This window comes from Streptomyces sp. JLBT605 (assembly GCF_058215555.1).
In genome coordinates this window covers 6002620-6025569 of the sequence record NZ_CM177087.1, presented here as the reverse complement: position 1 = coordinate 6025569, position 22950 = coordinate 6002620, and the positions used below count along the sequence as shown (strand labels likewise).

19 protein-coding genes are annotated in these 22950 nt (G+C 73.1%); 13 read left to right on the top strand and 6 right to left on the bottom strand.

Translation table 11 applies throughout. From position 1 onward, the window contains the following. Positions 1 to 2: 2 nt before the first annotated feature. Positions 3 to 1790, bottom strand: a complete 1788-nt coding sequence (locus AC4BDD_RS26415) for an IucA/IucC family protein (protein WP_490687952.1) — start codon at positions 1788 to 1790, stop codon at positions 3 to 5. A 212-nt stretch (positions 1791 to 2002) separates the two neighbouring features. Here AC4BDD_RS26415 and AC4BDD_RS26410 point away from each other — a divergent pair, with 212 nt between their 5' ends. Next, on the top strand, positions 2003 to 3535 hold the full coding sequence (locus tag AC4BDD_RS26410; protein ID WP_490687951.1) for an MFS transporter: 1533 nt from the start codon (positions 2003 to 2005) through the stop codon (positions 3533 to 3535). Positions 3536 to 3556: 21 nt separating this feature from the next. On the opposite strand, the gene AC4BDD_RS26405 is transcribed toward AC4BDD_RS26410, so the two are convergent. From AC4BDD_RS26405 to AC4BDD_RS26395, 3 genes are all read right to left on the bottom strand, one after another. Further along, positions 3557 to 5614, bottom strand: coding sequence for an iron ABC transporter permease (locus AC4BDD_RS26405; RefSeq protein ID WP_490687950.1), 2058 nt, complete (start codon positions 5612 to 5614; stop codon positions 3557 to 3559). After that, positions 5614 to 6597: an ABC transporter substrate-binding protein gene (locus AC4BDD_RS26400; RefSeq protein WP_490687949.1), complete on the bottom strand. Its 984-nt coding sequence runs from the start codon at positions 6595 to 6597 to the stop codon at positions 5614 to 5616. The genes AC4BDD_RS26405 and AC4BDD_RS26400 overlap by 1 nt, the downstream gene beginning before the upstream one ends. Positions 6598 to 6671: 74 nt before the next feature. Further along, positions 6672 to 7457, bottom strand: a complete 786-nt coding sequence (locus tag AC4BDD_RS26395; RefSeq protein WP_490687948.1) for an ABC transporter ATP-binding protein — start codon at positions 7455 to 7457, stop codon at positions 6672 to 6674. A 306-nt stretch (positions 7458 to 7763) separates the two neighbouring features. Here AC4BDD_RS26395 and AC4BDD_RS26390 point away from each other — a divergent pair, with 306 nt between their 5' ends. The 5 genes from AC4BDD_RS26390 (at position 7764) to AC4BDD_RS26370 (ending at position 16836) form a co-directional block, all read left to right on the top strand. Then, a complete protein-coding gene (locus AC4BDD_RS26390) occupies positions 7764 to 9446 on the top strand; it encodes a transthyretin-like family protein (RefSeq protein ID WP_490687947.1) in 1683 nt (560 codons plus the stop codon). A gap of 131 nt (positions 9447 to 9577) precedes the next feature. Further along, positions 9578 to 10561: a LuxR family transcriptional regulator gene (locus AC4BDD_RS26385; RefSeq protein ID WP_490687946.1), complete on the top strand. Its 984-nt coding sequence runs from the start codon at positions 9578 to 9580 to the stop codon at positions 10559 to 10561. A 132-nt stretch (positions 10562 to 10693) separates the two neighbouring features. Further along, a complete protein-coding gene (locus AC4BDD_RS26380; RefSeq protein WP_490687945.1) occupies positions 10694 to 13099 on the top strand; it encodes an Orn/Lys/Arg family decarboxylase in 2406 nt (801 codons plus the stop codon). Positions 13100 to 13459: 360 nt separating this feature from the next. Continuing rightward, the gene (locus AC4BDD_RS26375; RefSeq protein WP_490687944.1) at positions 13460 to 13843 is read left to right on the top strand and encodes an ATP-binding protein; all 384 of its coding nucleotides are present in this window, start codon (positions 13460 to 13462) and stop codon (positions 13841 to 13843) included. A gap of 107 nt (positions 13844 to 13950) precedes the next feature. Then, positions 13951 to 16836, top strand: coding sequence for an ATP-binding protein (locus AC4BDD_RS26370; protein ID WP_490687943.1), 2886 nt, complete (start codon positions 13951 to 13953; stop codon positions 16834 to 16836). 38 nt (positions 16837 to 16874) lie between these two features. Here AC4BDD_RS26370 and AC4BDD_RS26365 read toward each other — a convergent pair whose 3' ends face one another. Further along, on the bottom strand, positions 16875 to 17267 hold the full coding sequence (locus AC4BDD_RS26365) for a DUF5997 family protein (protein ID WP_490687942.1): 393 nt from the start codon (positions 17265 to 17267) through the stop codon (positions 16875 to 16877). Between the two features lie 153 nt (positions 17268 to 17420). Here AC4BDD_RS26365 and AC4BDD_RS26360 point away from each other — a divergent pair, with 153 nt between their 5' ends. The 7 genes from AC4BDD_RS26360 (at position 17421) to AC4BDD_RS26330 (ending at position 22299) form a co-directional block, all read left to right on the top strand. Further along, entirely contained in the window at positions 17421 to 18218 is a 798-nt protein-coding gene (locus tag AC4BDD_RS26360; protein ID WP_490687941.1) for a LysR family substrate-binding domain-containing protein, read from the top strand. Between the two features lie 207 nt (positions 18219 to 18425). Next, entirely contained in the window at positions 18426 to 19850 is a 1425-nt protein-coding gene (locus AC4BDD_RS26355) for an FG-GAP-like repeat-containing protein (protein ID WP_490687940.1), read from the top strand. Between the two features lie 164 nt (positions 19851 to 20014). Continuing rightward, positions 20015 to 20257: a hypothetical protein gene (locus AC4BDD_RS26350; protein ID WP_490687939.1), complete on the top strand. Its 243-nt coding sequence runs from the start codon at positions 20015 to 20017 to the stop codon at positions 20255 to 20257. 69 nt (positions 20258 to 20326) lie between these two features. Continuing rightward, positions 20327 to 21007, top strand: coding sequence for a nucleotidyltransferase family protein (locus AC4BDD_RS26345; RefSeq protein WP_490687938.1), 681 nt, complete (start codon positions 20327 to 20329; stop codon positions 21005 to 21007). After that, positions 20994 to 21272 carry a hypothetical protein gene (locus tag AC4BDD_RS26340; protein WP_490687937.1) on the top strand — a complete coding sequence of 93 codons (279 nt, stop codon included), beginning with the start codon at positions 20994 to 20996 and terminating at the stop codon, positions 21270 to 21272. The genes AC4BDD_RS26345 and AC4BDD_RS26340 overlap by 14 nt, the downstream gene beginning before the upstream one ends. Then, positions 21269 to 22000, top strand: a complete 732-nt coding sequence (locus AC4BDD_RS26335) for a metallophosphoesterase family protein (RefSeq protein WP_490687936.1) — start codon at positions 21269 to 21271, stop codon at positions 21998 to 22000. Before AC4BDD_RS26340 ends, AC4BDD_RS26335 begins: the two co-directional genes overlap by 4 nt. Before the next feature lie 122 nt (positions 22001 to 22122). Next, positions 22123 to 22299, top strand: coding sequence for a CsbD family protein (locus AC4BDD_RS26330; protein ID WP_490687935.1), 177 nt, complete (start codon positions 22123 to 22125; stop codon positions 22297 to 22299). 125 nt (positions 22300 to 22424) lie between these two features. On the opposite strand, the gene AC4BDD_RS26325 is transcribed toward AC4BDD_RS26330, so the two are convergent. After that, positions 22425 to 22898 carry a VOC family protein gene (locus AC4BDD_RS26325; RefSeq protein ID WP_490687934.1) on the bottom strand — a complete coding sequence of 158 codons (474 nt, stop codon included), beginning with the start codon at positions 22896 to 22898 and terminating at the stop codon, positions 22425 to 22427. Positions 22899 to 22950: the final 52 nt, after the last annotated feature.

Below are 22950 nucleotides of genomic sequence, written 5' to 3'. Positions count from 1 at the left end.
CCTCAGCCTTCTGCGAGCGGGTTGGGGTGAGTGCCGTTGGGGTACAGCGCGTGGCGCAGTGCCCGGTCGGTGTAGCGGGTGACCACGATCCGGTCGCGGTTGAGGCCGTAGCGGGGGATCTCCGGGGTGAGCAGGTCGTACTCGCGGAAGCGCTCGGCGAGTTCGGGGAAGCGCTTCTGGAAGTCGAGGATGGTCTGCCGCGCCAGGCGCCAGAAGGTCCGCTCCGGGACGCCGAGCTGGTCGGCGACGAGCGGCGCGAGGTAGCGGAAGTGCCCGACGAAGATCTGGTCCATGACGTGCTGCTTGATGATGGACGGGTGCTTGCGGGGCAGCACGTGGTCGTGGCCGTCCGGCTCCGGGCCGCGCTCGGGGACGTCGGTGAAGGACACGCACACGTCGTCGACGAAGTCCTTGAGGTACAGGCGGACCGGCACGTCGTTCTCGTCGTAGCCGATCAGGGTGTTCTGCCCGTGCGGGTTGAAGGTGACGCCGTAGCGGTAGAGCACGTGCAGCACGGGGACGAGCAGCGTGTCGAACAGGCGCCGCAGCCACTCCTGCGGGTCCAGGCCCGAGGAGCGTACGAGCTCCGCGACGAACGCGTCGCCGGTGTGGTCGACATGGAGCAGGGAGGCGAAGGTGCGCACCCGCTCGTCGGGGTCCTTGCGGGAGGTGACGGACTCGCGCCAGATGCAGCCCAGGGTCTCCAGGTGCTGGTAGGGCGCGTCTTCCAGCTTGGTCAGGTAGGGGTGGCGCACCGTCACGGAGGCGACCTCGCCGAGGAAGACGGTCCGGCACTCGTCGGTGAGGAAGGAGTCGCGCTCCACCATGCCGCGCAGCCACTGGGTGACCACCGGCGCGCCCATGGTGCAGTGCGGCGGAATGCCTCGCCAGACCAGGGTGTTGAGGATCTTCAGCGGGAGTTTGACGTCGTACCGGTCCGCGGTGGTGACGTTGGCCATGGTGCGGATGGACTGTCCGGGCAGGTAGGCGTCCGGGCTCTCGCCAAGGGGGATGATGCGCCGCTGCGCCACGTCGGCCGCGTGCAGCGTCTGGACGGCGTGGTCCCACTGCCAGGGGTGGACCGGCATCCACACATAGCTCTGCGGGTCGACGCCGGCGGTCTCCAGCACGGCGGTGAAGCGCGCGCGGGTGACCTCGTCCAACTCGCGGGCGGTGATTTCCTGTTCGGACAGTTCCGAGGTGCCGCGGAACTCCGCGAGGCCGCGGTGCACGGCCACCCACTTCAGCTTCAGCGACTGCGCGGACTCGGGGGCGTACTGACGCACGTCGGTGGCCGAGAAGCCGATACGGCCCTTGTTGGCGACGAGCAGGTTGTGGCCGGTCATGCGGCATTCGAGCTCGGTGTGGCCGAGCCCGCGCATCTCGGCGACGGTCTCGCCGCCATGGGTGATGCGTGCGGCGTCGACGGCCAGCGTGGCGGAGAGCTCGGTGAAGTAGGTGGCGATGGTCGACGGGTCGCTGCCCAGGGTGGAGGCCGCCTCCAGCAGGAACTGCTGGGCGTCCCAGGCCGGTTCGGCGATGGAGTTGCCGAGCATGCTGGTGGCGGTGCGGGTGATCGAGTGCGGGTCGACCCGCAGCCAGCCGAACGCTCCCGGCACGGCCCGGAACGCGTAGGAGGTCCCGCTGTCGAGGTCGACGCGGTAGCCGCCGTCGCCGGCCTCCACCACCTTGAGCATGTCCTCGAAGCACCACTCACCGATGGCCTTGGCAAGCAACTGCTGGTTGGCTTCCCGCCAGGCCGCGGGGGTCACCTCCGGCAGATCAGGCACGGGATGGTTCTGCGGGATGGGCATCTGGCAGCTCCGGAATGTCGATCTGAACCGTGGCGCCGACAACGGACGCCGGGCCACGGGGAGTTTAGGTAAGCCTTACCTTAACGGCAACCCCTCGCGTGACCCTGTGACAGATGACATACCGTCATACTGATACTTAGGTTAACCTAACCAAACTTCCCACTTCCCTCTCGCCGAGGAGATCAGCGGTGCCCTCCTCCCGTAGCACTGCCCGATGGACTTTCGCGCTGGTCAGCGCCGGTGGCGTCGTGATGACGCTCGATGTGACCGTCGTCAACGTCGCCCTCTCCACCATCTCCCGCGACCTGGACGTCGGGCTGGACCGGGTGCAGTGGACGGTGTCGGCGTACTCGCTGGCCTTCGGTGCGCTGCTGCTCACCGCGGGGGCGCTCTCGGACCGAATAGGCCGCAGGGCCGTGTTCACCGCGGGCATGGCCCTGTTCACCCTCGCTTCGGCGGCCTGCGGGCTGGCGCCGGACGCCGGCACGCTCATCGCCGCCCGAGCCGCCCAAGGGCTGGGCGGCTCCATGGTGTTCGCGCCCGCCCTCGCCCTGATCGCGGCCGCCTACGAGGGCACCCGCCGCCAGGCCGCGATCGCCTCCTTCGCCGCCATCGCCTCGGCCGCCGGCGCGCTGGGACCGGTGATCGGCGGCGTGCTCGTCCAGACGCTCGGCTGGCGGTGGATCTTCCTGGTCAATGTGCCGATCGGCGTACTGGTCGTGGCCGGCGCGCTGGCCCGGATGCCGGAGTCGGCGGCGCCTGAGGCCCGGCGCCGCGTCGATCCGCTGGGCGCGGCCCTCGCCATCGGCGCGCTGCTCGCGCTGCACTATCCGCTGATCGCCGGTCCGGAGGCCGGCTGGACGGCGCCCGAGGTGCTCGCCTCGGCGGCGGGCGGTCTGGCACTCGTCGCCGCGCTGGTGGCCAGCCAGCGCCGCGGCGACGGCCTGGTCGACATGGCGCTGCTGCGGCTCCGCGCGCTCTCCGGCGCCGCCGTCCTGGGGTTCCTGGCCCGGATGTCCTGCCTGGGCGTGCTGGCCTTCGTCACACTGTGGCTGCAGAGCACGCACGGGTACGCGCCGTGGGAAGTCGGTGTGCGGCTGCTGCCGCTGACCGGCTCGCTGCTGCTGGCCGGGCTCTTCATGGCGCGCCTGCAGAAGCGGTTCTCCCCCGACACCCTGGTCGCGGGCGGCTTCGCCGCACAGGGCGTCGGGCTGCTCGCCCTGGCCGCCGCCGGATCGGGCGACGCGCAGGGATGGACGGTCACCGGACTGGTACTGCTCGGCATCGGAAGCGCCGTCATCTTCCCGCCCCTGATGGGGGTGGCGGTGGGCGCGGTGCCCGCCGAGCGGGCCGGAATGGCCTCAGGGCTGACCAACGCCTGCTACCCGCTCGGCACGGCCACCGGGGTCGCGGTCTTCGGCGCCCTGTTCTCCGCCCGCGTCGGCGCCGGGCTGGACTCCGCGGAGTCCGCCGCCTCGCTCCGCCCGGCCACCGAGACCGGGCGGTTCCAGGACATCGAGCCCGCGCTGCGGCCGCTGGCCCGGTCGGCCTTCGCCGACGCCTTCAGCACCGTCTGCCTGGCATCGGCCGCCGTCTGCCTGCTCGGCGCGCTGGCCGCCCGCAGCCTGAAACCCGAGACGCCGCGCACCGGCAGGACCGGGGCGCGGCGCACGGGCGGCGCGGTGCAGGGCGCGCTCTCCGGCCCTGCTCAGGCGTCCTGACGGCGCCCTCTTCCTCCCTGGTCAGGCCTCCTGGCGGCGCAGCAGCCACACCAGGTAGGGCGCGCCGATCAGCGCGGTGACGATGCCGACCGGGATCTCGGTCGGGGCGATCAGCCAGCGGCCCAGCGCGTCGGAGGCGACGACGAGGACGGCGCCCAGCACCGCGGCCATGGGCACCATCCGGGCGGTGCCGTTGCCGACGACCCGGCGGGCCAGGTGCGGGGCGACGAGCCCGACGAAGCCGATGGCGCCGACCGCCGCGGCGGTGCCGGCCGCCAGCACCGCGCCCGCGCCGAGCACGAGCAGCCGGACGCGCCCCAGTTCCAGGCCGAGGGCGCGCGGCAGCTCGTCGCCGAGGGCGAGCATGTTCACCGGCCGCGCGGCCACCACCAGCACCACCGCGACCACCGCGGGCACGATCAGCCAGCTGAGCGTGGAGTAGTCACGGCCGTAGGTGCTGCCGTTGAGCCAGGTGAGCGCGGCGGAGATGTTCATCTGCGCGCTGACCACCATGATGTTCACCAGCGCCATCGCCGTGGCCCCGGCGCCCAGTCCGACCAGCACCACCCGCGTCGGGTCCAGTCCGGCGCGGCGGCCCCCGTGCTTGGGGCCCCTGGCCACCAGGACGACCAGCCCGAGCATCAGCACGCCGCCGATCCCGGCCGCGAACGGCAGGGCGACCGCGGGCGCCGAGGGCACGACGAGGATCACCAGCATGGCGGCGACGGAGGCACCCCCGGTCACCCCGACCAGGCCCGGCTCGGCCAGCGGATTGCGCACCACCGCCTGCACCGCGGAACCGGCCACCGCCAGACAGGCACCGGCCAGCGCGGCCACCAGGATCCGCGGCAGCCGGTAGTCCACCACCGCCTCGGTCATCGGGTCGCCGGTGCCGAACAGCGCGGTGCCCAGTTGGCTCCAGCTGATCTGGACGTCGCCGATGCGCAGACCGACCGCCATCGCGGCGGCGAGTACGAGCAGCCCGGTGCCGAGCGCGATGCCGTAGCCGGGGAGGCGGCGCTGCCCGGCGACCGCGACCGCGGCCCCGGTGTCGGCGTCACCGGTGGTCACCCGGCGGGCGAGCGCCATGAAGACCGGTCCGCCGATCAGCGCGGTGACCACGCCGACCGGAATCTCCGCGTAGCCGGCCGACGGCGGCAGCGTGAGCTGCGCCGCCGCGTCCGCGGAGAGCACCAGGGCGGCGGCGAGCAGCCCCGCCATCGGGATGAGCAGGGCGTGCCGGCGCATGCCCAGCTGACGCACGATGACGGGCGCGATGAGCCCGACGAAACCGATCGGGCCGGCCAGCGAGACCGCGGAGGCGGACAGCAGCACCGCGACGAGGAAGGCGGCGGGGCGGATGCGCTCCACGCGCACGCCCATCGCCTGGGCCGTCTCGTCGCCGAGCGCCATCAGGTCCAGCGGGCGTGCCAGCGTCACGGCGATGACGGCTCCGGCGGCGATGACCGCGCCGAGGGTGAGCGGCCGTTCCAGGCCGGACTGCATCAGGGTGCCGTTGCCCCAGAAGAACAGTCCCCGGGTCGCCTGCACGTCGAGGATCTGCATCAGTTCGGCCGCCGAGGTACCGGCCAGCGCCACGGTGGCGCCGGCCAGCAGCACCCGTCCGGGGGTGAGCACACCGCCGCTGGTGAGGAGGTAGACCACGGTGATGGCGAGGAGTCCGCCGACGAACGCCGCGCCGCCGGCCGGGATCGGGCCCAGGTCGACGCCGGTGAAGGCCACCAGCACCACGGCGAAGTAGGCGCCCGCGTTGACCCCCAGGGTGTCGGGGGCGGCCAGCGGGTTGCGGGTCGCGCCCTGGACGAGGGCGCCGGAGACGCCGAGCGCGAGGCCGACGACCAGTCCGGTCACGGTGCGCGGCAGCCGGGCGCCGACCAGCACGTCTTCGGTGTGGGAGTCACCGTGGCCCAGGAGCAGGTCCAGGATGTCGGGGACGCCGACTCCGGACGCGCCGAGCCCGAGGTGGACCACGCCGACCAGGCAGAGGACGACAGACAGGGCGCCGCCCACGAGCAGGGCTCGTGGGCGGCTGCCGTCCGCATGAGCGGTGGACGTCATCAGACCTTGAGCGCCTTGCCGGTCTCGTCCAGGATCTGCACGGCCGAGAGCGGTCCGCCGAACAGCCAGGTGCCCGGGTCGAGCGCCAGCGCCTTGTCCTTCTTGACGAAGTCCAGGCCCTTCCACACCACGTTGCCCGCGAGGTCCCCGGTGAACGGGTTGTCCTCCTTGCTGGCCACGTACAGGAAGGTCGCGTCCGGATCGACCTTGGTCAGCCCCTCGACGCCGACGGTGGTCATGCCCCACGCGTCGGGCTTGCCCTGCCAGCCGTTCTTCAGGCCCGCGAGGTTCAGCACCTGCGCGGCGAACGCGTCGTCGGCGAGCATCCGGATCGAGGCGGCGCCGTTGGCGGTGAAGCCCTGCGCGAGCGCGTACTTCAGGCCCCCCTTGTCCGCCTTGGCCAGCTTGGCCTTGAGGTCGGCCGCCTTGGCGTCGATCCGGCCGATGACCTCGGTGGCCTTGTCCTCCTTGCCCACCGCCTTCGACAGCTCGGTGAAGTTCTTCTTCATCGTCTCCAGCTGCGGCTTGGTGGTGTACTTGAACGACAGCACCGGGGCGATGCCCTTGAGCTGCTTCAGGTTCGCCTTCGACCGGTCGTCGTCGACGACGATGAGGTCCGGCTGGAGGGCCCTGATCCGTTCCAGGCTGGGCTCGTTGCGGTCACCGACGTCGGTGACCTTGCCCGGAAGGTCGGCGCCCTCGGCCGTTATCCAGGTGCCGTAGCCCTTGTTGTCGGCGTTGCCCACCGGGGTCACACCGAGAGCGACCAGCTCCTCGGTGTAGGTCCACTCCAGGGTCACCACCTTGGTCGCCGGCTTGTCCAGGCCGACCTTGCCACGCGCGGTCTCGACGGTGATCTTGCCCTTCCCCGCCTTGTCTCCCCCCGATTTCTCCGCGGTGTCCCCGGCCGTCCCGGAGCCGCAAGCGACCGCGGTCAGCATGAGCGCTACGGCGGTGCCGCCCGTCGCCAGGGCGCGCAGCATTCTCCGCATGGTGAAACCTCTCTGTTGTGCTGTTGATGCGAGTGACAGGACGAACATGGGGGGTTGAGGAACGATCAGGAAGTGGCGGCAGCCTCCGACCGCCGGGGGAAGCAGGCGAGATGACCGGTCTCCGGGTCGCGCACCACATCGACCCGCAGCCCGAAGGCGCGCTCGATGGTGTCCGGGGTGAGGACCTCCTCCGGGGCCCCGGTGGCCGTGACCGAACCGTCGGCGACGACCACGACCTCGTCGGCGTACGCCGCCGCCTGCATCAGGTCGTGCAGCACGACGCCGCAGGCGATGCCGTGTTCCCGGGCCAGCCGCCGGACGACGTCGAGCACGTCGAACTGGTGGCGCAGGTCCAGGTAGGTGGTGGGCTCGTCCAGCAGCAGCACGCCCGCGCGCTGCGCCAGCACCGTGGCCAGCCAAGCGCGTTGGCGCTCGCCGCCGGAGAGCTCGTCGAGCCGTCGGTCGACCAGCGGGGCGGCGTCGGTGACCTCAAGCGCCCAGTCGATGGAGGCGACGTCCTCGCCGGTGTGCCGGGCGAACGCCCCGCGGTGGGCGTACCGGCCGTGGCGCACCAGCTCGCGGACGGTGACGCCGGCGGGCACCAGCGAGGACTGCGGGAGAAAGGCCAGCCGCTGCGAAAGGGCGCGCCTGGGCAGCGAGTTCAGCGGATCACCATCGACGCTGACCTCACCGCCGAGCGGCGGGATCAATCCGGCCACGGTGCGCAGCAGGGTGGACTTGCCGCAGCCGTTGGGACCCACCAGCACGGTGATCTGACCGGCCTTCAGCTCCAACTCCACCTGCTTGAGCACCGTACGGCTCGCGTGCCCGACCTCGAGCCCTGTCGCCACCAGACGAACGTCCCCCATGGACACCACGTACCTCCCCGCTCCTGCTGACGGCGACACGATACAGCTTAGGTAAGCCAAACCTAAGAGATCTTACGCCGATTGTTTCCAGCCGTGACCGCCCCGAGACCCCCCGTGCGCCGTCGCGCCCCCAGTGCACGCCCCCCGCGCGCGCCCAGCGCCAACGTCGGCGCGCCGGCTCCTCTGCCGAAATGTGCCACTGGCGGGGATCGGCCACCAGGCGGCCGCGGATCAGGTAGAAACGCGCTCCCTATCCGGAGTTCACTGGCTCGAAAGGAACCGTGCCAGATGTACTTTCGCCGAATCGCTTCGAGTGCCGCCGTGGCCGGAGCCCTGCTCACGCTCTCCACGCCCGGCATCGCGGCACCCCACACGCCCCGGAGCGCGCCCTGCACGCCGTATCCGGGTGCGGCAGCCGACCGGACGGACGAACAGGCGAGTTGCCTGAAGGTGGACCTGCGCCTTGCCGGCACCCCGGCCGTCGGCGCACAGGCCCGGCTGGACATCGAGGTGGAGACCACGGCGGCGCGCGCGGACGTGCGGCTCGACGTCCAACTCCCCGCGGGACTGGTCTGGGTGACCGCTCCCAAGGGCCTGCACGCCAGGTCGGCCGCCTCCGCCGTCCCCGCCGACCGCGGGCGGCTGCACCACGCGGAAGGCCTCAGACGTGCCACCAGCCACCGGCCGTGGCGGCTCAGCGGCACCGTCAAGGCGGTCAGCCCCGGCTCCGCGCAGATCCGCGCCGTCGCGACCAGCCCCTCGGACGGTGACGCGGACACCGACAGCGTCTTTCTCACCGTCGGCGCCCGGCGCTCGTCCCCGGGCATCGCGGTACGGGACGTCAACCCCGCGGCGCCGGTGCGGAATGCGGGCACCCGCGCCCACGCCCACCTGACGCACAAGCCCGCCGCTCCCCCGCCCGCCCGCGCGGCCGCCACCGGCGCGTCCGCCGGGACCGCGTGCGCCACCGGCACCTGGGGCTACACCGACCACACCGGCGCCGCCCGGACCTCGGCGAACGCGCAGGTGAGCGTCTTCGACCGGGACGCGGCGGGCCGGCCCGACCTGCTGGCGACCGGCCTGACGGGGGCCGACGGACGCTTCAAGCTGTGCTTCGACAACACCGACGAGGAAGGCGGCGGACAGGACGTCTACGCGCAGTTCGCCACCGAGAACGAGCGCTGGATCATACGCGAGGGCCGGACGAGGAAGTCCTTCCGCTTCAGCACGGCGGTGCGCTCCGACGTCGGCACCGGCACCACCGTCGACTTCGGCGCCTTCCAGCCCGCCGACCCCGCCCTGATGCGCGGCGTCGAGGCCTTCGACACCGTGGCCGCCGGGTGGGACTGGACGCCCGGCACGAGCTGCTGGGACGCGCGGGACACCACCTGCCGGCGCGGAGTCGTCAACTGGGCGCCCGACTCCACCGACGGCACCTACTACTCGCTCCAGGACAACGCCGTCCACCTCGCCGCGGCGGATCCCGACGCGAACGTCCTCGTCCTCCACGAGTTCGGACACGCGCTCATGGACGACGTGTACGAGGACGACTTCCCGCCCGCGCCCAACTGCAGCCCGCACTACATCCACCGCACCAGCTCCGAGGGGTGCGCCTGGACCGAGGGCTTCGCCACCTGGTTCGGGGCGACGGTGCTGGACGACCCCACCTTCCGCTGGCCGGACGGCAGGACCCGGGACCTGGAAGGCCCGACCTGGGGCACCCCCGAGTGGGACAACGGCGACACCGTCGAAGGCCGCGTCCTCGGCTCGATGATCGACCTCGCGGACGACGGCGACGAGCCGGGCGACACCTGCACCGAGGACCCGGCCGGCCCGCTGTGGAACACCTTCCTCAGCCACGTCTCCGACACCTTCCGCCAGTACTGGGCGCAGCGCGCGGCGGACGGCCATGACGTCGGGCCGACCGCGCTCGAGTGCCTCTACCACAACACGATCGACTACCGGTCCTGACCGCACCGGCGGGGGCCCGTCGGACACCCCCAGGCCCTTCGGGCCCCCGCCGGCTCCGCCGCGCCCCCGCCGGCTCCGCCGCCCCTCCCACCACTCCCGTACACACCCGACCGCCGTTGATAATCCGGCCCATGGCGAACGCGAAGCTCTTGGAGGCCCTTCGGCGGCTGGGCGTCGGCACCGCGGCGAGCAGCGCCTACCTGGCGCTGCTGGAGCTGGCGCCCGCCCCGCTGGGCGCCCTCCGGTCCGCGGCCGGGCTGGACGACGCGGAGTTCCGCCACGCGTACGCCGAGCTGGTCGACGCGGGCCTGGCCAGCCCCGCCGTCGACGGCCGGGACCTCGTCGCGCCGCTGCCGCCCGCCGCCGGCCTGGAGATACTGCGCCGGCACCGCGCCGCCGAACTCGACGAGTCCCGCATCGCCGTCACCGGCGCCTTCGAGTCCTTCCGGCGGCTGCGGCTGGCCGAGTACAACGACAACCTCGTCGAGGTGGTGACCGGGGAGGACATCGGCCCCCGGATGCGCCAGGCGTGGGCCAGCGCCCGCGAGCAGATCCGCCAGTTCGACTCGCCGCCGTACTTCCCCATCGCCACCGCCACCGCCGAGGCGCTCGCCACCCTGGCCCGCGGGGTGATCCAGCGCGTGGTGTACTCGCGCGCCTCGCTCGCCTACCCGGGCAACCTCACCGACACCATCGAGCCGTGTATCGAGGCCGGTGAACAGGCCCGGGTACTGCCCTCGGTGCCGGTCAAGCTCATCATCATCGACGAGGCGTACGCCCTGGTGTCGTTGTCGATCAAGGAGACCGACGCGCACAACACCATGCTGATCGTGCAGCCGTGCGGCCTGTTCTCCGCCCTGGTGGCGCTGTTCGAGCAGTCCTGGCAGAACGCGCTGCCCTTCCACGGGCACGCCCCCGGCCCCCAGCGTCTGACCCCCGCCGACCGCCGCCTGCTGTCGCTGCTCGCCGGCGGTGTGCACGACGAGGTCATCGCCCGGGAGATCGGCGTCAGCCGCCGCACGCTGTTCCGCCGCGTCGAGGTCCTGATGGCCCGGCTGGGTGCCACCACCCGCTTCCAGATGGCGCTCCAGGCGCAGCGCCGCGGCTGGCTCTGACCACCGTTTTCCCTCGTCGGGGTGGTTTGGCCGCCGTTGCGGCCCGGCCGCCGCTTCGCCTCCGCTTGCCTGGCGGGGCGCCGCACGTTGTGCGGACCATACGCCGATTCACACAAAGGGGTGGCAGGAGCCATGGCGGACGGGACGGTCGGGACGGTTCTCTTCGCGGTACGGGAGTTCCCCGCCGGCGGAGGCGTCGGAGGGGATCAACTGCACAGGATCCACAAGGAACTGGAGGCCCGCGGCTTCGAAGTGCGCTGGGCCGCCACCGGCGATGACGCGGCGGCGGTGCTGGCCACCGAGGCGGGGCTGGCCGCCGCCGTGGTGGAGTGGGGCCTGCCCGCGGCCGGCAAGACCAACGGCGAGCCGGGCGGCGCGGACGTGCTGCGGCTGGTCGGCCGCCGCTTCCAGGACCTCCCGGTCTTCCTGGTGACGGCCGGCGAGGACCTGGATCACCTGCCGCTGTGGGTCGCGGAGACCGTGGTCGGCTACATCTGGCCGCTGGAGGACACCGCGCCGTTCATCGCCGGGCGGATCGCCGGCGCCGCCCGCGGCTACCTGGAGGGCCTGCTTCCGCCGTTCTTCAGGGCGTTGCGCCGCTTCGACGACGCCCACGAGTACTCCTGGCACACCCCGGCCCACTCCGGCGGCGTCGCCTTCCTCAAGTCCCCGGTCGGCCGGGCCTTCCACGACTACTTCGGGGAGCGGCTGCTCCGCAGCGACCTCTCCATCTCCGTCGAGGAGCTGGGTTCGCTCTTCGAGCACACCGGTCCGATCGGCGCCGCGGAGCGCAACGCGGCCCGCGTCTTCGGCGCCGACCGCACCTACTTCGTCCTGCACGGCGACTCGACCTGCGACCGGATGGTCGGTCACTTCAGCGTCACCCACGACGAGGTGGCGCTGGTGGACCGCAACTGCCACAAGTCGGTCCTGCACGGTCTGGTGCTCTCCGGCGCCCGGCCGGTCTACCTGGTCCCCACCCGCAACGGCTACGGGCTGGCGGGCCCGCTGCCGCCGGGGGAGATCGCGGCCGCCTCGGTCGCGTCCCGGGTCGCCCGCAACCCGCTGGCCCAGGGCGCGGTCTCCACCGACGCCCAGTACGCGGTGCTGACCAACTCCACCTATGACGGGCTGTGTTACGACGCCCTCCAGGTCGCCCGGGCGCTGGCGCCCAGCACCCCCCGGCTCCACTTCGACGAGGCCTGGTTCGCCTACGCCCGTTTCCACCCCCTGTATGCCGGGCGGTACGGCATGGCGGTGGGCCCGGACACCTTCCCCGGCCCGGACCGCCCGACCGTCTTCGCCACCCAAAGCACCCACAAGCTGCTGGCCGCGCTGTCGCAGAGCGCCATGGTCCACGTCAAGCCCGCGCCCCGAGCGCCGGTGGAGCACGACCGGTTCAACGAGGCGTTCATGATGCACGGCACGACCTCGCCGCTGTACCCGATGATCGCCTCCCTGGACGTGGCCGCGGCGATGATGGACGGGCCGCAGGGCCGCTGGCTGATCGACGAGGCGGTGACCGAGGCCGTCCGCTTCCGTCAGACCGTGGTCCGTGTCGGCCGGCGCATCGCGACCGCCGGTGACCGGCCCGGCTGGTTCTTCGGCGTCTGGCAGCCCGAGACGGTGACCGACCCGGCCACCGGCGACCGGCTGCCGTTCGCCGACGCCCCCGCCGAGCTGCTCCGTTCCGAGCCGTCCTGCTGGCAGCTGGAGCCCGGCGCCGACTGGCACGGCTTCACCGGCCTGGACGAGGGCTACTGCCTGCTCGACCCCATCAAGGTCACCCTCACCTGCCCCGGCATCGACGCCGCCGGGCGGATGGGCGACTGGGGCATCCCAGCCCGCGTCCTCACCGCCTACCTGGCCACCCGGAACATCGTGGTGGAGAAGACGGACAGCTACACCACGCTCATCCTGTTCTCGATGGGCATCACCAAGGGCAAGTGGGGGACCCTGCTGGACGCCCTGATGGACTTCAAGACGCTCTACGACCAGGACGCGCCGCTGGAGCGTGTACTGCCCGAGCTGGTCGACGCCCATCCCCAGCGCTACACCGGCCGGACGCTGCGCGAGTTGTGCCAGGAGATGCACGACCACCTGCGGGAGGCTCGCCTGGTCGAGCTGCTCGACACCGCCTTCCAGGACCTGCCCGAGCCCGTCACCCCGCCGCAGGCCTGCTACCAGCGCCTCATCCGCGGCGGCACCGAACGGGTCCGGCTGGCCGACGCGGCGGACCGGGTCGCCGCCGCGATGGTCACCGTCACGCCGCCCGGCATCCCGGTCCTGATGCCCGGTGAGAGCACCGGTTCTCCGGACGGCCCGCTGCTGCGCTACCTGGGGGCGCTGGAGTCCTTCGACCGGCGCTTCCCCGGCTTCCACAGCGAGACGCACGGCGTCACCCTCGATGCGGACACCGGCGACTACCTCATCGAATGTGTCCGCCGGATCCCGGCGCAGCAGGCCGCGCGGACCGAGACGGCGAGCCGGGAGCTGCCGGAGGCGGGCCCGGCCGACGCCCGCCCGGCCGCGGGCTGACCGGGCGCCGACCATGCACTGACCGGGCACTGACCGGGCACTGGCGGAAGAGCATGGCGGGCTGACCTGGCACTGGCCGGGTGCTGATGGCGGGCTGACCTGGCACTGACCGCGGTCGGCCCGCCGATCCCGGGCCCTTCGCGCCCCGGTGAGCATCCCCGCCCCGCTTTCTTTACGTATCCCTAAGCGAGCGCCCCCGGATTGTTCCGGCCGGGGTCCGGCGGCGAGGGTGGCGGCAGATGCTTCCTCAGGGGCGCGAAGGAGCTCCACGTGATCACCATCGAAAAGACCCCCTCCCCCACCCTCAGACCTCCAGGACCCCCGGTGACCAGGTGCGGAGTGACATCGGCCCTGTGTGTCATGCCCGCGGCCAGCGAGTCGGTGCCGGTGCTGCGGCGGTTCGCCCGGGACCTGGCCCGGCGGTGGCAGGCACCGGACGCGGTCGACGAGGCGCTGGCCGTCATCATCACCGAGCTGGTCGCCAACGTGGTGCGGCACAGCGGCAGCATGGACGTGGCCGTGATGCTGGCGGTCACCGACACCACCCTGACCCTCCAGGTCCAGGACACCGGGCGGTGGCGCGCCCGGCCGGCGGCGCACCGGGGGTACGGGCAGGCCGCCGATGAACCGGCCTGCTCGGGCCGCGGCCTGTGCATGGTGGAGGCCTACGCGGACTCGTGCGCGGTCACGGTCACCGCGGGCGGCACCCGGGTCATCGCGGAGCTGCTGCTTCCGATGGCCTGAGCAGCGGATTGCCGCAGATCGTACGCCGGTCTAGCGTGGCAGCACAGGGCCGCGGGACCGGTGGAGGACCACCTGGCGCCGAGTGCCGCGGCGAGGCAGGTGATCGCGTGGCCATCGGTCCCGGGCAGGCTGCCACGGCGGCCGGCGGGAGCTTCCGGTTCGTCGGCCGGCAGCGGGAGTCCGGCCTGCTGCTGGCCGCGCTCCGCCATCCGCCCGCGGTCGTGCTGGTCGAGGGTGAGGCCGGGATCGGAAAGTCCCGGCTGGTCCGCGAGGCCGTGGCGGCGACGCGCGACCGCCGGGTGCTCACCGGCTTCTGCCACCCGCTCCGCGAGCCCTTCCCCTTCGGCCCGGTCGTGGACGCCCTGCGGAAGGCGGGCCGCTGGCTGCCGCCGGCGGGCCGCGTTCCGCCCACGGTCGGGGCGCTGGCCCCGCTGCTGCCGGATCTGGCGGACCGGCTTCCGCCGCCACCGCCTCAGCCGGAGGGCGTGCCCTCCGAGCGGCACCGGCTGGTGCAGGCGGTGCGGTCCTTCCTGGAGGCGCTGGGCCCGGCCGTCCTGGTCATCGAGGATCTGCACTGGGTCGACGAAGCCACCCGGGAGCTGCTCCTGCTGCTGGCCCGGGATCTGCCCGAGGAGCTGAGCCTGGTGCTCACCTACCGGGCCGAGGACCTGCCCGCGGACACACCGCCGCTCGGCGCCGCGTACCGCCGCCCGCCCGGGACCGGCGGAACCGCTATCCACCTCGAACCGCTGTCCGAGCAGGACGTACGGGAGCTGGCGGTCGCCGCGCTCGGTACGCGGGCCACCCCGGCTCTCGGGCACGTCCTGTACCACCGCAGCGAGGGCCTGCCGCTGGTGGCCGAGGAGGACCTGATCACGCTCGGCGAACACGGCCGGCTGAACGGGGGCGGCGATCTCAGCGCCGACCTCGAACACGCCGAAGTGCCCGGCAGCCTGCGCGAAGCGGTCACCGAGCGGCTGACCGCCCTGTCCCCGGCCGCGGCGGCGATCGTGGAGGCCGCCTGTGTGCTGGCCGTGCCCGCCGCGGAACCCCTGCTCACCTCGGTCGCCGGGCTGGACGCGGACGAGGGCGCCAAGGGGCTCACCGAGGCGCTGGCCGCCTCCCTGCTCCGCGAGACCGGATCGAGCCAGTACGTCTTCCGCCACGTCCTCGCCCAGCAGGCCGCCTACCAGCGCGTGCCCGGCCCGCAGCGCACCCGCCTGCACCAGCGGGCGATCAGCGCACTCCAGGCCCAGTCGCCCGCACCGCTGGTGCAGATCGCCCACCACACGCTCGCCCTGGGCGACCATGAGACCTGGCTACGGCAGGCCGAGGCCGCCGCCGACCAGGCGATCGCCCTGGGCGACCAGGGCACCGCCGCCGCGCTGCTGCACCAGATCCTCGACCAGCCGCGGCTCGAGGCCGACCTGCGGTCCCGGGCCGCCCTCGCGCTGGCGCGGATCGCCCTCAACGGAGTGGACTACGCGGCGAACGCCGCCGTGCTGCGCCGGATCCTCGCCGATCCGCAGCTGCCGGTGGCCACCCGCGGCGACATCCGCCTGACCCTCGGCATCATCATGGTCAACCACGTCGGCGACCGGGCCGGCTTCGCGGAGCTGGAACAGGCCGTCGAGGAGCTGAGCAGCCGCCCCGAACGGGCCGCGCGGGCCATGGTCGCGCTGGCCATAAACGAGCAGGACGGCGCCTCCGACCAGGCCTGGACCTGGCTCGGCCGAGCCGAACACACCCTCCCCGACAGCTCCCAGGAGGCCATCCGCGCGGCCGTCCGCGCCACCCGGCTCACCCTGCTGGCCCGGGACGGCAACCCCGAGGTGTGGCCCCTGCTGGAGCGGCTGCCCCGGCAGGCGGAGGACCCCGAGGTGCTGCGGCAGACCGCCCGCGCCCTGTACAACGTCGGCGACATCGCCACCGAGCTGGGCCACGACCGGCGGGCCGTCGCCCTGCTGGAGGAGAGCCGGGAGCTGGCGCGGCGCGCGGGCGTCCCCTACCTGGAGTGCTACAGCCGCATCGCCCTGCTGCGGCTGGCCGGGCTGGCGGGCGACTGGACCGACCTGGAAGAGCGCTTCGCCGCGCTGGAGAACGAGTTCCCCGAGATCACCATGGCGGTGTGGGAGCAGGCCATGGTCAACGCCCGCCTGGCGGCGGCCCGCGGGCAGCACGCCCGGGCCCTGGAGTGGCTTGAGGTGGCCTCCGCCTCCGCGGAACGGGAGTCCCAGGTGACCAACGCCTGCCGGGCGGCCGCCGCGACCGCCGCGATCCGGCTGGCGGAGGGGGACCCGGAAGCCGCCCTGGCGGCCACCACCCCCGCGGTGGCGGCGCTGCGCCGGGCGGCCGCCTGGCCGAGGGCCACCGGGCTGGTGCCGGTGGCCGTCGAAGCGTCGCTCGCCGGCGGCGACCGGAGGTCCGCCGGACAGCTCACCGAGGACGCCGGGAAGGGCTTGCGCGGCCGGGACGCCCCGGGCGCGCTCGCCGAACTCCACCTGGCCCGGGGTCTGCTGCTCACCGAGGACGCCGAGGACGCCGGGGCCGGCGAAGCCGCCGCGGAAGAGTTCGGAGTGGCCCGTGACATGTGGCGGCGCATCGGCCGCCCGTACGAGACCGCCCGTGCGGCCGAACGCCAGGGGTGCGCCTGGGGCCGGGCGCGCCCCGACGCGGTCGTCGAGCGGCTCACCGAGGCCGTGGAGGTCTACCAGCGGCTCGGCGCCACCTCCGATGCCGCCCGCTGCCAGCGGGCGCTGCGCGAACTCGGCCTGTCCCGTCCCTCGCCGCGCGGCCGCCGCGGCTACGGGGACCAGCTCTCGCCGCGCGAACGACAGGTCGCCGAGCTGCTCGCCCGAGACGCGACCAACCAGGACATCGCCCAGGCGCTCTTCCTGTCCCCGCGCACCGTCGAACAGCACGTGGCGCATGTGCTGAAGAAGCTGGGCGTCACCCGGAGACACGTCCGCGACGCCCTCTCCGGCACGACATAAGACCGGGCAGGGGGCTGCGAGCCCTCAGCCGCGGGCCCTCACTGGCCGGACTGCTCCTGCTCCGCGTGCTTGGCCTTGATGCGGGCGGACTCCTTGCGCACCTCGGCCTGGGTGGCGCGCTCCTTCTCCAGCCACTCGGGGGCTTCCTGCTTCAGCGCGTCGATCTGCTCCGTGGTGAGCGGCTCGGTGACTCCGCCGCGCGCCAGACCGGAGATCGAGATGCCGAGCCTCGCCGCCACCACCGGCCGGGGGTGCGGGCCGTTGCGTCGCAGCTCCCGCAGCCACTCGGGCGGGTCGGCCTGCAGCGCGTTCAGTTCGTCGCGCGAGACGGCACCCTCCTGGAACTCCTTGGGGGTGGCCTCGAGGTACACACCCAGTTTCTTCGCCGCGGTGGCGGGCTTCATGGTCTGGGTGCTGCGGTGCGACGTCATGCGTCAAGGATATCGAGCGTATGCCCGGCCTCCGACCACGCCCGGTGACCACCGACGGCCCACGCCCGGTGACCACCGGCGGCCCTGGCCCGGTCACCGCCGACGGACCCGCCCGGTGACCCCGCCTTCGGCCACGCCCGGTAACCTGGCCAGGTGACAGGCTCGGAAGCTCCCCATTCGTTCCGGCTCGCGTACGTCCCGGGCGTGACACCTGCCAAGTGGGTGCGGATCTGGGGAGAGCGGCTGCCGGACATCCCGCTGACCCTCGTGGCGGTGGCCGCCGCCGAGGCGCCCGGCACGCTCCGCGACGGCGGCGCCGATGCCGGCTTCGTGCGGCTGCCGATCGACCGGACGGATCTCAGCGCGATCCCCCTCTACACCGAGACGACGGTGGTGGTGATCCCGAAGGATCACATCATCGCGGCGGTCGACGAGGTGTCCGCCGCCGATCTGGCCGACGAGATCGTCTTCCATCCCCTCGATGACACCCTCGGCTGGGAGCAGCCGCCGGGCCGGCCCGCCATCGAGCGTCCCGCCACCACGGCGGACGCCATCGAACTGGTGGCGGCCGGGGTGGGACTGCTCGTCGTGCCGCAGTCCCTCGCCCGCCTGCACCACCGCCGGGACCTCACCTACCGCCCGGTCACGGACGTGGCGCAGTCGCAGGTCGCGCTCTCCTGGCGCGAGGACGCGACCACCGACCTGGTGGAGGACTTCATCGGGATCGTGCGCGGACGCACCGTCAACAGCACCCGGGGCCGCCGCCCCGCCGCCGCGGCGCAGCCGAAGGAGAAGCGCACCGGCACCGGCGGCTCGGCCACGCGGACCCCGCGGAAGGGCTCCGGCGGCCCAAAGAGCGGCAGCGCCAAGAGCGGCGGCTCCAAAGGCGGCAGCTCCAGGGGCGGCGGCTCCAAGAGCGGCGGGCGCGGCAAACCCCGCCGCCGTTCGTAGCCCGCGCGCTCGCAGCCCGCGCTGAGCAGCCCGCGCTGAGCAGCCCGCGCTGAGCAGCCGGCGGCTGCCGCGCGGGCGCCCGGAAACGATCGCGCGGCGGGCGGCGGGCGGCGTTCACCTTCGTTCACCTGGACGACACCCGGATACAACCCTGCGCACGGCTCGTGTGTCACACCCCTGACACCTCGTCGTTTCCTGGAGATTCCTTTGCGCAGAAAGACACTTTCGGCGGCCATTTTCTGCTCGACCGCCGTCCTCGCCATATCCGGACTGAGCGTGGGCAGCGCCTCCGCGGCGCCCTCCGGTCTCAAGGGCGACTTCAACGGCGACGGGTACGCGGACCTGGCGGTCGGCATGCCGAAGGCAGCCGTCGGCGGCAAGGCCAAGGCCGGCTCCGTCAGCGTGGTGTGGGGCAGCCCCAAGGGCCTCGGCGGGAAGGGCTCCACCACCGTCAGCCAGGACTCCACCGGGGTGCCGGGCACCGCGGAGGCGGGCGACCTGTTCGGAACGGCGGTCGCCGCCGCCGACCTCAACGGCGACGGCTACAGCGACCTGGCCGTCACCGCGCCGGGCGAACAGCTCACCGACACCGGCACCGACCGCCAAGGCACCGCCACCGTCCTGTGGGGTTCGGCGACCGGCCTCAAGAGCGGGCTCACCGCCGCCAAGGGCGAGGCGGACGGCCGGCTCGGCAGGCTGCTGGCGGTGGGCGACTACGACCACGACGGCCACCAGGACCTCGCCCTGAGCACGGCCGGTGAGGAGGGCGGCACGCTGCAGCTGCGCCGCGGGCCGTTCACCGCGGGCTCGTCCACCGCCACCTCCCTCATCCAGGGGTACTCCTTCGCCGCTCCGCGGGCCGTCACCACGGGTGACTTCGACGGCGACGGCGGCGACGACCTCGCGGTGACGTACGACGGCATGGAGAGCGCCGGCACGCACGTCCTCAGCAAGGCGTCGGGCGACTGGAAGACGATCTGGGCCACCGGCGACCACGGTTCGGCCCTGGTCGCCGGCGACCTCAACGGCGACCAGGCGACCGACCTCGCCATCGGTCTCGTCCAGGCCAACCCGGAGGCCGAGAGCACGCTCTGCGAGGACCGCCTCGGCGGCGCGGTGGCCGTGATCCTGGGCAAGCCGGGCACCATCCTCGGCGGCGTCGCCGGATGCTCCACGCAGTCCTCGCGGGCCGTCGGCGGTACCGCCGAGGCGGAGGACGACTTCGGCGCGGCGCTCGCCGTCGCCGACGTCGACCGGAGCGGCTACGACGAGCTGATCATCGGGGTCGGCAACGAGGGCGTCGGCACGCGGGCGAAGGCGGGTTCCTGGTACTCCGCCTCCATCCTCCAGGACGGCACGATGGTGGCCTCCCCCAGGACCCAGGACTCCGCGGGTGTGCCCGGAACGGCGGAGGCGGGCGACCGCTTCGGCGGGGCTGTCGCCAGCGGCGACTACAACGGTGACCGCTACGCCGACGTCGCCGTGGGCGCGCCCGGCGAGAACGCGAGCTCGGGCGGCGTCTGGGACTCCCAGTCCTGGGAGGAGGGCACCCCGCTCCCGGTCGTCTCGGTGACGCCGGGCAGCCTGGGGCTGCGCGGAGCGGTCGAGTTCGGCGGGACGATCAACCGCTAGAAGGCGTCCGATGGGCGGGGTGGGTCGCGGCCTTCGCGCCCACCCCGTCCCGGGCGGCGGTCCACCCGCCCCGATGCCCCGCCCGGGCTCCCTCCTCGTCGCCCCGTTTGGCGCCGACGCCACGGGTTACCCGACGACCGGGTCATCACCGTCAGGAGGCTGCCATGAACCCCAAGCCCTCGAAGGACAAGGACCCGAAGCAGACTCCGGAGCCCGGTCGCTCCACCCGCGCGCGGCAGCGGGCCCGCGACGCGGAGGAGCCGGGAGCGCACTCCGGTGCGGAGAGCCCGGCGCGGGACCGCACCATCCCAGGGACCGCCAGCGCCCGCGAGGGCTACCAGACGGAGGGCGGCACGGCCCACGGGGAGGCGCTGGAAGGCGTCGAGAAGCGGGAAGAGGACCGGTGAGCGGCGCTCTGCGGCCGGCTCCGGGCGGCCCGCGGCCACCCGCGGCATTTCTCCACCCGGAGTGACGGCGTGCGGGACCAGGAAGGCGGTGGCCGACCGGCCGGCACCGGTGCAGGTGCCGGTACGGGCGCAGGTGCAGGTGCAGGCACCGGCCCGGCGGATGAGGAGCTGCCCCCCGACCGTACCCAGGCCATCCTGGTGGCGGCGGTGGAGGTCGCGGGCCTGCTGAAGGCGGGCGGCCATCTCTTCGCGCTGGCCGGCGGCGTCGCCGCGTACGCGCACGGGGGTCCGGCGACCCTCCAGCACGACGTCGACTTCTGTGTCCGTCCGGAGGACGCCGAGGCCGTCACCGCGACGCTGAACGAAGCCGGTCTGGAGGTCTTCAAGCCGCCCGAGGACTGGCTGCTCAAGACCAGGTGCCGGAACCAGGACATCGACCTGCTCCTGCAGCAGTCGCGCGCTCCGGTGAGCCGGGAGCTGCTGGAGCGGGCCGAAGTGCTGCCGGTGGAGTCGGTGCGGATGCCCGTCCTGACGGCGACGGATCTGCTGATCGGACGGCTCACGGCATTCTCCGAGCACCACTGCGACTTCGGCACGCTGCTGCCGATCGCCCGGACCCTGCGGGAGAAGGTCGACTGGCCGCGGGTGCGGCGCGAGTGCGGCGCGGAAGCGATCCCCGCGGCCTTCCTCTACCTGCTGGAACGACTGGATGTGATCGAGCCGGAGGCGGAGGGCGATGGCGGGGTCTGAGGCCGGGGGCGGTCACCCGGCGCGGAGCACCGAGTACCGGATCGCGCACCTTCAGGAGCGGCTCGCCGGGGAGAGGCTGGCCGAGCTCGGCATGCGGGTGGAGGCGCACGGCGACACGGTCCACATCACCGGCACCGCGCCGACCGAGAGCGTCCGTGAGGAGATCCTCCGGCTCGCCGCCGAGGAGCTGCCGGACGTGCCGGTACGGGCCGACATCGCGGTGGCCGACCTCACCGCCCCGGACCACCCGGAGGAGCTTCCATGATCCGGGTCGCCGCCGTCGGGGACATTCACATGGGCCCGGACAGCCGGGGGCTGCTGCGCCCCGCCTTCGACACCGTCGCCGATCACGCCGACTTCCTGCTGCTCGCCGGGGATCTCACCCGTCATGGGACGCCCGAGGAGGCGCGGGTCGTGGCCGACGAGGTGGCGGGGCTGGCGGCGCCGGTGATCGCCGTGCTCGGGAACCACGACTACCACGCGGACCGGCCCGCGGAGGTGACCGAGGTGCTGCGGTCAGCCGGTGTGACGGTCCTGGAAGGCGAGGGAACGGCCCTTGAGGTGCGCGGCACCACCGTCGGTGTCGCCGGCACCAAGGGCTTCGGCGGGGGGTTCTCCGGGCGGAGCGGCAGTGAGTTCGGCGAGCGTGAGATGAAGGCATTCGTGCGCCACACCCGCCACTGCGCGGACGGCCTGCGCGCCGCCCTGGAACAGCTGGCGCGCCAGGGCTGCGCGGTGCGTGTCGCCCTGACCCACTTCTCGCCGGTGCCCGACACCCTCGCGGGCGAGCCGCCGGAGCTCTACCCGTTTCTCGGCAGCTATCTGCTGGCCGAGGCCATGGATGAGGCGGGGGCCGATCTGGCCGTGCACGGCCATGCCCATCTGGGGACGGAACGCGGGACCACCAGTGGCGGTGTCCGGGTGCGCAACGTGGCCCAGCCGGTCATCCGGCGCGCCTTCGCCGTCTACAACCTGCCGGAGGAGGAGAGCTGACACGGCGGAGAGCGTGGCTGTCGCTTCGGGGCCGCCGGTCGGCCACGAATTGCGGGGACCGGAGGACGGGCGCAGGGTGAAGGTGTGGAAGCCATCCCGACCGCAGTTAGGGGGTCGACGTCATGGCCAAGGGAAAGGCCAAGTCCAAGCAGCTGAAGGGCAAGTTGAAGGAGACCGTCGGCAAGGTCAAGGGCGACAAGTCCATGGAGGCCACGGGACGGGCCGAGGAGGCTCGCGGCAGGACTCAGGAGGCTGCCGAGGAGACGACCGAGCGGACCCGCCGGGGGCTCAAGCCGTAGCTCCTGCCATTGAGCCGTGGCTCCTGCCACCCGACGTCGTCTCGTCCGGCGAACTGCCCCACCGGCGCCGATCACTAGCGCCGGTGGGGCGGTCTTCGGTCGCCCCGCACGCCCCGCGTGGCGCGTCAGCTGCCCTGCATGTCCTGCATGGCCCGGGCGGCGCGTTCGGCCAGCTCCTCGGGGGGCACGTCCTCGATGTGCGTGGCGACGTTCCAGCGGTGTCCGAAGGGGTCCTCGAAGTGGCCCGCGCGATCTCCGTAGAACTGGTCGGTGACCGGCTGAAGCTCCTTGGCGCCCGAGGCGATCGCCCGGGCGAAGGCGGCGTCCACGTCGTCCACGTACACATAGAGCGTCACCGGCGTGCCGCCGACGCTCTTCGGCCCGCGCGCGCCCATCTCGGGGAACTCGTCGGCGAGCATGATCACCGAATCCCCGATCTGCAGCTCGGCGTGGCCGACCCTGCCGCCGGGGGCCGGCATGCGCATGCGCTCGGTCGCGCCCAGCACTTGGCAGTAGAAGTCGATGGCGGCCGCCGCCCCGTCGACTGCCAGATACGGCGTGATGCGGGGGTAGCCCTCGGGAATCGGTTCGACGCTCACCGCGTGACCTCCTGATGATCTCCGCTCCCCCTGCCCGCCAGGCTGCCATGGC